Source organism: Alteromonas sp. ALT199 (genome assembly GCF_018619335.1).
In the GTDB taxonomy this organism is placed as follows: domain Bacteria; phylum Pseudomonadota; class Gammaproteobacteria; order Enterobacterales; family Alteromonadaceae; genus Alteromonas.
Window position 1 is genome coordinate 1 of record NZ_JAHHDX010000072.1, and the last position, 9,461, is coordinate 9,461.

The 9,461-nt window shown below is 44.4% G+C and carries 7 protein-coding genes; 1 reads left to right on the forward strand and 6 read right to left on the reverse strand.

All coding sequences use genetic code 11. From position 1 onward, the window contains the following. Positions 1-161 precede the first annotated feature (161 nt). The 6 genes from ihfB to gyrA all read right to left on the reverse strand — a co-directional run bounded on the left by ihfB (position 162) and on the right by gyrA (position 8,402). Positions 162-449: an integration host factor subunit beta gene (gene ihfB / locus KL866_RS07255; RefSeq protein WP_014949641.1), complete on the reverse strand. Its 288-nt coding sequence runs from the start codon at positions 447-449 to the stop codon at positions 162-164. A gap of 76 nt (positions 450-525) precedes the next feature. Continuing rightward, positions 526-2,196, reverse strand: coding sequence for a 30S ribosomal protein S1 (rpsA, locus tag KL866_RS07260; protein ID WP_025255372.1), 1,671 nt, complete (start codon positions 2,194-2,196; stop codon positions 526-528). 119 nt (positions 2,197-2,315) lie between these two features. After that, positions 2,316-2,987 carry a (d)CMP kinase gene (cmk, locus tag KL866_RS07265; protein WP_025255373.1) on the reverse strand — a complete coding sequence of 224 codons (672 nt, stop codon included), beginning with the start codon at positions 2,985-2,987 and terminating at the stop codon, positions 2,316-2,318. A gap of 184 nt (positions 2,988-3,171) precedes the next feature. Beyond that, entirely contained in the window at positions 3,172-4,455 is a 1,284-nt protein-coding gene (gene aroA, locus KL866_RS07270) for a 3-phosphoshikimate 1-carboxyvinyltransferase (protein ID WP_025255374.1), read from the reverse strand. A gap of 1 nt (position 4,456) precedes the next feature. After that, positions 4,457-5,542, reverse strand: coding sequence for a 3-phosphoserine/phosphohydroxythreonine transaminase (gene serC / locus KL866_RS07275; RefSeq protein WP_214994339.1), 1,086 nt, complete (start codon positions 5,540-5,542; stop codon positions 4,457-4,459). Between the two features lie 145 nt (positions 5,543-5,687). After that, a complete protein-coding gene (gene gyrA, locus KL866_RS07280) occupies positions 5,688-8,402 on the reverse strand; it encodes a DNA topoisomerase (ATP-hydrolyzing) subunit A (RefSeq protein WP_025255376.1) in 2,715 nt (904 codons plus the stop codon). Positions 8,403-8,704: 302 nt separating this feature from the next. Between gyrA and ubiG the strand changes: the two genes are divergently transcribed. After that, complete coding sequence (gene ubiG, locus KL866_RS07285) at positions 8,705-9,409, forward strand: bifunctional 2-polyprenyl-6-hydroxyphenol methylase/3-demethylubiquinol 3-O-methyltransferase UbiG (RefSeq protein ID WP_025255377.1); 705 nt, start codon at positions 8,705-8,707, stop codon at positions 9,407-9,409. The last annotated feature ends 52 nt before the right edge of the window (positions 9,410-9,461 follow it).

The following is a 9,461-nucleotide window of genomic DNA, read 5'->3' on the forward strand; positions in this document are numbered from 1 at the left end:
CTATTTAAGTTGGGGTCAATAGCTATTAGGCATAAAGCTATTATACAGCACTCTACTTGAGGTATCGTAGTTAAACTGGAGGGAAGAAAGTTTGGAACTTTAGTGGTGAGAGTGTATTTACAGAAACAAAAAAGCCGCTTTTCAGCGGCTTTTAAAATCTATTATGCGATTGAAGCATCAACCCTTTCGCGAAGTTCTTTACCAGGCTTAAAGTGCGGTACATATTTACCGTCTAGCTTCACCGTTTCACCCGTTTTAGGGTTTCTTCCTACACGTGGAGCACGGTAGTGAAGAGAGAAACTACCAAAACCTCTTATCTCAATACGTTCACCCTTTTGAAGAGTTTGCGCCATTTGTTCTAGAAGTTCTTTTATAGCCAGTTCGAGCTCTTTCGCCGGAATATGACGCGCTTGATCCGCGAGCCGTTCAATTAATTCAGACTTGGTCATGCTTAACCTCATTGTCAATATTATTGTTTAAACAGCTATCGCGAAATGGGTGTGCAGATGCACACCCACAAAAGCATTATTCGCCTTTAGCAGCTTTGAATGCTTCTGCCATCGCGTTAGCGAAACCAACATCTTCTTGTTGGTTAACTTTATCGATAGCTTCTTTTTCGTCAGCCTGATCTTTAGCTTTAACAGATAGGTTAACAGTGCGGTTCTTACGGTCAACGCCCATAAACTTCGCTTCGATGCTATCACCAACGCTTGCTACTTCTGTTGCGTCTTCAACACGCTCTACAGCAAGGTCTGCAACGCGGATGTAGCCATCAACTTCTTCAGCTAGGTTTACAGTAACGCCTTTCGCATCAACTTCTGTTACTGTACCAGTAACAATAGCACCTTTCTTGTTATCTGTCAGATACTTGTTGAAAGGATCTTCTTCGATTTGCTTAACGCCAAGAGAAATACGCTCACGCTCTGGGTCGACTTGAAGTACAACTGCAGAGATTTCATCGCCTTTCTTGTAGTCGCGAACTGCGTCTTCACCAGACTTGTTCCAGCTAATGTCAGAAAGGTGAACTAGACCGTCGATACCGCCGTCAAGACCGATAAAGATACCGAAGTCAGTGATTGACTTGATCTTACCAGATACTTTGTCACCTTTTTCGTATGACTCAGCAAAAGTTTCCCAAGGGTTAGCAATGCATTGCTTAAGACCTAGAGAAATACGACGACGCTCTTCGTCAATTTCAAGAACCATTACATCTACAGTGTCACCTAGGTTAACAACTTTAGATGGGTGGATGTTTTTGTTGGTCCAATCCATTTCAGAAACGTGTACAAGACCTTCAACGCCGTCTTCAATTTCAACGAAGCAGCCGTAATCAGTAAGGTTAGTAACCTGACCGTTGATCTTAGTACCTTCTGGGTAACGAGAAGCAATTTCTTGCCATGGATCGTTGCCCATTTGCTTCATACCAAGAGAAACACGCTGCTTCTCTTTGTCGAACTTAAGTACTTTAACGTTGATTTCGTCACCAACATTCACGATTTCACTTGGGTGCTTAACGCGCTTCCAAGCCATATCAGTGATGTGTAGAAGACCATCTACGCCGCCAAGGTCAACGAACGCACCGTAATCAGTAAGGTTCTTAACGATACCTTTGATTTCATGGCCTTCTTCAAGGTTAGCAAGAAGCGTTTCACGCTCTTGGCTGCTTTCCGCTTCGATTACTGCACGACGAGAAACAACAACGTTGTTACGCTTAGCGTCTAGCTTGATTACTTTGAACTCAAGCTCTTTGCCTTCAAGGTGCGTAGTGTCACGAACTGGACGTACGTCAACAAGAGAACCAGGAAGGAATGCGCGTACACTGTTAACTTCAACAGTGAAACCGCCTTTAACTTTACCGTTGATAACGCCTTTGATAGTGACTTTATCTTCGTAAGCTTTTTCCAACTCAACCCACGCTTCGTGACGCTTCGCTTTTTCGCGAGAAAGGATAGTTTCACCGAAACCATCTTCAACTGCATCTAGTGCAACGTCTACTTGGTCACCGATAGCGATTTCAAGTTCGCCTTCAGCGTTTTTAAATTGGTCAGCTGGGATAGCACTTTCTGATTTCAAGCCTGCATCAACAAGAACGATGTCTTTGTCGATAGAAACAACAGTACCTTTTACAATTGAACCTGGACGTGTTTCTAGTTCTTGTAAGCTTTCTTCAAAAAGTTGTGCAAAATTTTCAGTCATAAGTCTCAAATAAACTTTTAAGTTGATATCCACGCTTCTTATCCGGATAACGCGGGGTTATTAAGGTTAGTCGCCACTTCCTGTAGCAACACTGCTTTGGATGCGATCAACTCATGCCATTAAAGGCGTGAGGAAATAATATCCATCGCTTTTTCAAAGACTTGGTCAATATCCAAGTCTGTTGAATCTATAATTACTGCATCTTGTGCCGGTACCAAAGGAGCCACCGCACGTTGTGTATCGCGCTCGTCTCTTGCCTTGATATCGGTTAAAAGGCGCGCAATATTAACATCCATGCCCTTTGCTTTCAACTGGCTATAGCGGCGCTGCGCACGGGCCTCTGCACTCGCTGTAAGAAAAATCTTTACAGGTGCGTCAGAAAATACCACGGTCCCCATATCACGACCGTCAGCAACGAGACCAGGATCTTGTTGAAAAGCTCGTTGCCGGCGCAGTAAAGCTTCGCGAACACGTGGTAATGCTGCTACTTTAGACGCCACAGCACCAACATCTTCGGTGCGAATATCGTCAGTAACGTCTTCGCCTTCTAAAATAATGCGAGTGGTATCGCCATTCGTCTCGAAACTAACGTCAAGACCGGTTGCTAAAGGAACAACACATTCTTCATCATCACACGGAAGGTCGTGGTGAAGTGCAGCAACTGCTAAAACGCGGTAGATTGCACCGCTATCTAGAAAGTGCCACCCTAACTTTTTTGCCAGCAAGCTACTTAACGTACCTTTGCCTGCACCACTAGGACCGTCAACCGTGACTACGGGTGTGGAATGCATACCTGCTCCATCATTTAAATTACTAAAAATCGCGCGTAATTATACGCTTTAGTGAGAGATAAGCAATGCCGCCTCTAAGCAACGGCATTGTACATTAGGATAAATCTGACTCAGATCAACGAAGCAGTTAAAGGGTTAACCTGCATAGCCCTTCGTTAACCTGTGACTCATTTTTATAAGGCTTTTACGCGCTGTACAAAGTTTTAAAGCGGGTAAAATAGTCTGGGAAGGTTTTGCGTGTACAACCTGGGTCGTTAATTGTGACCGGAGTATCGCTTAATGCAACTAGTGAGAAGCACATTGCAATACGATGGTCGTTATACGTATCTATTTCAGCGTGTTTTAGCGAATCAGTTGGCCACACTTTTATGTAGTCATGCCCTTCTTCTACTTTCGCACCTAGCTTTTGAAGCTCGGTTGCCATAGCCGCAAGTCGGTCTGTTTCTTTAACACGCCAGTTATAGATGTTAGTCATGGTCGTTGGACCTTCGGCAAACAGCGCTGTAGTAGCAATGGTCATGGCTGCATCCGGAATATGGTTCATATCCATGTTCACGCCTTTAAGAGGCCCACCGGTTATTTCAACATACTCATCATTCCACACTACCTTTGCACCCATGGCCTCAAGCACGTCAGCAAAGCGGATGTCACCTTGAATGCTTTTTTGCCCAATACCGGTTACGCGTACCGTCCCGCCTTTAATGGCACCGGCTGCAAGGAAGTAAGATGCAGAAGAAGCATCGCCTTCTACCATAAATTTACCTGGCGCAACGTACTTGGCATCACCAGAAACCGTAAACGTCTGGTAGTTGTCATTCTCTACAGTAACGCCAAATTTAGCCATGGTATCTAACGTGATATCGATATAAGGCTTAGACACTAATTCGCCTTTAATACGAATAGTCACATCTCCTGAAAACAGGGGTGCTGCCATTAAAAGCGCCGTTAGAAATTGACTAGACACGCTGCCATCAACCGACATTTCTCCACCGTTTAACGTCTTACCTTTAATTTGAAGCGGAGGGTAGCCTTCATTTTTAAGGTAAGACACGTCAGCATTTGCTTCGCGTAGCGCATCAACTAAATCGCCTATTGGGCGCTCTTCCATTCGCGGTTCACCAGTAAGTACCGTATCAACGTTACTTGCGGCAAGTGCAGCGCATAAGGGGCGCATTGCTGTACCGGCATTACCTAGGAAAAGCTCAAGTGGCTCAGCCACCTCAAATGCGCCACCATTACCTTGCACAACACATTGAGTTTTATCTTCGCTCAAGCGATAGCTAACACCTAACTTAGTAAGTGCATTTAGCATATGCTCGATATCTTCGCTATCAAGCAAGTTGGTTAATTCGGTCTCACCTTGTGCTAACGCAGCAAGCAACAGTGCGCGATTAGACAGACTCTTTGAGCCAGGTACATTGACCTCTCCCGATATTTTTGCAATCGGGTCTAATGTTAACTGCTCCATTTTATCCATTCACTCTTTCAAATTCCCGCATAAATTCAACTAGCGCAACAATGCCTTCTACCGGCATTGCATTGTAAATACTGGCACGCATGCCCCCTACCGAACGGTGTCCTTTCAATGCAAGTAAACCCGCATCTTGCGATTGCTCAAGGAATAGCTTATCTAACTCAGGGTTAGCCAAATGAAACGGCACGTTCATTTTAGAACGGTTGTCAGGGTGAACTTTACTTGAATAGAAATCAGAACTATCAATGGCAGAATACAAAAGTGCAGACTTCTCTGCATTGCGCTTCGCCATAGCATCAACACCGCCCATGTCTTTAAGCCACTCAAATACAAGCCCTGCCAAATACCATGAGAAAGTAGGCGGTGTGTTGTACATAGAGTCTGATTTTGCCGCTAATGCGTAGTCGAAGATAGAGGGCGTTTCTTTACGCGCTTTACCAACGAGGTCTTCGCGAACAATAACCACAGACAAACCGCTTGGACCGATGTTCTTTTGTGCGCCAGCGTAAATTACACCGTGTTTTGCCACATCAAGCGGCTGCGATAATATCGTTGAAGACATATCAGATACCAGCGGTACCTTGCCCGACTCTGGTAGCCAATCATAAGCGATGCCGTCCACGGTTTCGTTTGGACAGAAATGATAGTAGGCCGCAGACTGATCGATTTCACTGATATTAGGATTAGCAATGTAGTGAAGCCCGTCTTTTTCAGTGACGTCGCCTACTACTACTGCATTATTATATTTGTTCGCTTCACTCACTGCGCCTTTTGACCAAGAGCCACTCACTAAGTGAAGACTGGTATCAGCAGAAGATGATAAATTAAGGGGAACAGCAGCAAATTGACCGCGTCCACCACCATGTGTGAAAAGCACATGATAGTTAGATGGGACAGATAGCAGGTCACGCAAATCTTGCTCGGCTTTTGCAGCTATCTCTATGAAATCTTTACCACGATGGCTTACTTCCATTACAGAGCAGCCTAAATCGCGCCAATTTGTAAATTCTGATTGTGCCTTTTCCATTACTTCTTTAGGAAGCATGGCCGGCCCAGCACTAAAGTTAAAAACCTCTTTCATCGCGTTTTTCAACACCTGTAGATAAGTACCGTTTAACCCGCTTTGTTTTAACGTTTTGCGGGTCTATTAGGTAAACAAGCGGCAAAAGCCGCTTGTTTGAAAGAACACTGATAATGCACAGGCTTTGAAAACCTGCGCCCTATCCCTACTCTTCTGTCGTTGAGCTGTCACCGTCTTCTGCGGTGTTTTCTTGCTCTTGAACAGCAGTTTCTGCTTGTTCTGGCGCATCGTCTAAAATGATTGGGTTACCGTCCTCATCGAGTTCCTGTAACTCTGCCACTTCTTCAATACGTTGTAACCCTACAACATGCTCGCCTTCTACTGTACGTATTAAGCGAACGCCCTGCGTGTTACGGCCTACTACTGACACTTCGCCTACACGGGTACGAACCAGTGTACCTTGGTCACTAATAAGCATAATCTCATTGGTTTCGTCTACCTGTACAGCGCCAACTACTTTACCGTTACGCTCAGACACCTTGATAGACACAACACCTTGTGTCGCACGGCTCTTCGCTGGGTAATCTTCTAGCGGGGTACGCTTACCAAAACCATTCTCTGTTGCCGTCAGGACTGGACCATCGCCTTTAGGTACAATAAGTGATACCACTTTTTGCCCGTCTTGCAGACGAATACCGCGAACTCCTGTTGCAGTACGCCCCATAGGACGAAGTGCAAGTAGCTCTTCACCTGTTTCTGGGTCGCGCTTCACTTCACCGGTTTCGCTATCACGAAGCTTCTCGTTAAAGCGAACTACTTTACCCGCGTCAGAGAACAACATGATGTCGTCATCACCGTGGGTAATATCAACACCAATTAGCTCATCACCGTCATTTAGGTTAACAGCGATAATACCGCTTGAACGAGGGCGAGAATATAGGCTTAAGTCAGTCTTTTTCACTGTACCGTTTGCCGTTGCCATCAGTACAAACTTACCTTCTTCGAATTCTTTAATAGGAAGAATAGCAGTAATACGTTCATTATCTTCTAGCGGCAGTATGTTTACAATTGGACGTCCGCGTGCATTTCGGCTAGCGAACGGCAATTGATACACTTTCAACCAGTACAAGCGACCTCTGGTTGAGAAGCACAATATGTGATCGTGCGTATTCGCAACAAGAAGCTTTTCGATGAAGTCTTCATCTTTCATCTTAGTTGCAGATTTACCACGACCGCCACGACGTTGTGCTTCGTAGTCTGTAAGCTTCTGATACTTAACATAACCTTCGCGAGAAAGCGTTACTACAACGTCTTCTTGCTCGATTAGGTCTTCGATATCAATATCGTGACTTGCAGCTGTAATTTCAGTACGACGCTCGTCACCAAACTCATCACGTACTTTTTCAAGCTCTTCTTGAATCACTTCCATCAAACGCTCTGGGCTGTTTAGGATGTGAAGAAGTTCTGCGATAATTTCTAGTAGCTGCTTGTACTCTTCAAGGATCTTCTCGTGTTCAAGACCTGTTAGCTTGTGTAAGCGAAGGTCAAGAATTGCTTGCGCTTGCTGTTCCGTTAAGTAGTACTTGCCGTCGCGAATACCAAACTCAGGCATTAACCAGTCAGGGCGTGCCGCATCGTCGCCAGCACGCTCTAGCATTTGCGCTACATCGCCTAAGTCCCAACCTTGTGCAACTAGCGATTTCTTCGCATCTGCAGGGCTTTGTGACGCTTTAATTAACTCAATAATAGGGTCTATATTAGCAAGCGCAATAGCCAAGCCTTCAAGGATATGAGCACGGTCACGGGCTTTTCGTAATTCAAATACGGTTCGGCGTGTAACCACTTCACGGCGGTGAAGAATAAAGCACTCTAATGTCTCTTTAAGGTTAAATACCTTAGGCTGACCATTGTCTAGTGCAACCATATTAATACCGAATACCGTTTGAAGCTGAGTATTGGCATATAAATGGTTGAGCAGTACTTCGGCAGATTCATTGCGTTTAACTTCGACAACAATGCGCATTCCGTCTTTATCAGACTCGTCACGCAGTGCAGAAACGCCTTCGATACGCTTTTCTTTTACCAGTTCAGCAATCTTTTCAATAAGACGCGCTTTGTTAACTTGGTAAGGAATCTCGTTAACTATTATGGTTTCTTTGCCGTTGCTATCGGTTTCAATATCCGCCTTTGCACGAAGGTAAATTTTACCACGACCTGTACGGTAAGCATCTTCAATACCTTTACGACCGCTGATCATAGCAGCCGTTGGGAAATCAGGACCGGGAATGTATGTCATCAAATCGTCGATAGTAATAGACGGATCCTGAATTAACGCAACACAACCGTTGATTACTTCGGTTAAATTATGTGGCGGGATATTGGTCGCCATACCAACCGCGATACCCGATGAACCGTTAACTAAAAGATTTGGGACCTTTGTAGGTAATACTTCAGGAATGAATTCAGTACCGTCATAGTTAGGTACGAAATCTACTGTTTCTTTATCTAAATCGGCAAGTAATTCGTGCGCAATTTTCGCCATGCGAACTTCGGTATAACGCATTGCAGCGGCTGAGTCGCCGTCTACCGAACCAAAGTTACCTTGGCCGTCTACTAGCATGTAGCGAAGAGAGAACGGCTGCGCCATACGTACAATAGTGTCGTAAACTGCAGAGTCACCGTGAGGGTGATATTTACCAATTACGTCACCCACCACACGGGCAGATTTTTTGTATGGCTTGTTGAAGTCGTTTTTTAGTTCGTTCATCGCGAACAGCACACGACGGTGCACTGGCTTCAAGCCATCTCTTACGTCAGGCAAGGCTCGCCCGACAATAACGCTCATCGCGTAATCAAGGTAAGAATTCTTTAACTCTTCCTCAATATTAACGGGGAGGATTTCTTTAGCGTTATCAGACATAAACTGCTTAATCCCTTTATCTTGGTTTGTTCTGCGTTATCCAGCACTTGTTTTCACATCATTGTGACAGCAAGGCGTGGGAGCGCACTGTTATTATTATTTGGGTAATAATCGTAATTCGAGTGTACCACTTGATGAAGTAATAATGTAGCGCTTAATTACGCTTATTAACCAACTAAAAGACAAGCGATTATTTTTCGTTCACCCCTTTTTGAAAATTGGCCAATTCTGTTTAAAAACAGTGAAACACAACCTTAATTTACGATATCTTAAATAGAGATAAGTTAAGGACTGTTTTAATCATGACGAACGTTGATCAACAAGAAATCAATAAATTCTCTGAACTTGCTTCTCGCTGGTGGGATCCTGAAGGCGAATTTAAGCCATTGCACCTTATTAACCCACTTCGGTTAGACTTCATTAATCAACATAGTAATGGTCTTTTTGATAAGAAAGTCATCGATATTGGCTGTGGTGGCGGTATTCTAGCGGAGTCCATGGCTCGTGCAGGCGCAACGGTAACGGGTTTAGATATGGCAGAGGCTTCGTTAGAAGTGGCAAAACTTCACGGCTTAGAATCGGGAATAAAAGTTGATTACGTTTGCTCAACTGCCGAAGCGTTTGCACAAACAAATTCAGGCCAGTTTGATGTAGTGACTTGTATGGAAATGCTTGAGCATGTGCCGGACCCTGCTTCTGTGGTAATGGCGTGCGCTAAACTAGTTAAGCCCGGCGGCCATGTTTTCTTCTCTACGCTTAACAGAAATTTGAAGTCGTACCTTATGGGGATCGTTGGCGCTGAATACATTCTGAAACTAGTACCGAAAGGCACTCACGACCACAGTAAATTTATTAAGCCTTCGGAACTTATGGCGATGACAGATCAAGCCGGCCTACTCCCAAGAGATATGACAGGCTTACATATGGATCCAATTTCACAAGGTTTTTATCTTTCGTCTAATAACGTAGACGTTAACTACTTACTTTATACAGTTGCGCAAAACTAATTTAACACTACATATTGGGTTGCGGTGATATTTTAAACACCATATATCGTGT

What these genes read in the sequence shown, in the direction of transcription:
- ihfB (WP_014949641.1), bottom strand. Translation starts at nt 449, where the DNA reads ATGACCAAGTCTGAATTAATTGAACGGCTCGCGGATCAAGCGCGTCAT.
- rpsA (WP_025255372.1), bottom strand. Translation starts at nt 2,196, where the DNA reads ATGACTGAAAATTTTGCACAACTTTTTGAAGAAAGCTTACAAGAACTA.
- cmk (WP_025255373.1), bottom strand. Translation starts at nt 2,987, where the DNA reads ATGCATTCCACACCCGTAGTCACGGTTGACGGTCCTAGTGGTGCAGGC.
- aroA (WP_025255374.1), bottom strand. Translation starts at nt 4,455, where the DNA reads ATGGAGCAGTTAACATTAGACCCGATTGCAAAAATATCGGGAGAGGTC.
- serC (WP_214994339.1), bottom strand. Translation starts at nt 5,542, where the DNA reads ATGAAAGAGGTTTTTAACTTTAGTGCTGGGCCGGCCATGCTTCCTAAA.
- gyrA (WP_025255376.1), bottom strand. Translation starts at nt 8,402, where the DNA reads ATGTCTGATAACGCTAAAGAAATCCTCCCCGTTAATATTGAGGAAGAG.
- ubiG (WP_025255377.1), top strand. Translation starts at nt 8,705, where the DNA reads ATGACGAACGTTGATCAACAAGAAATCAATAAATTCTCTGAACTTGCT.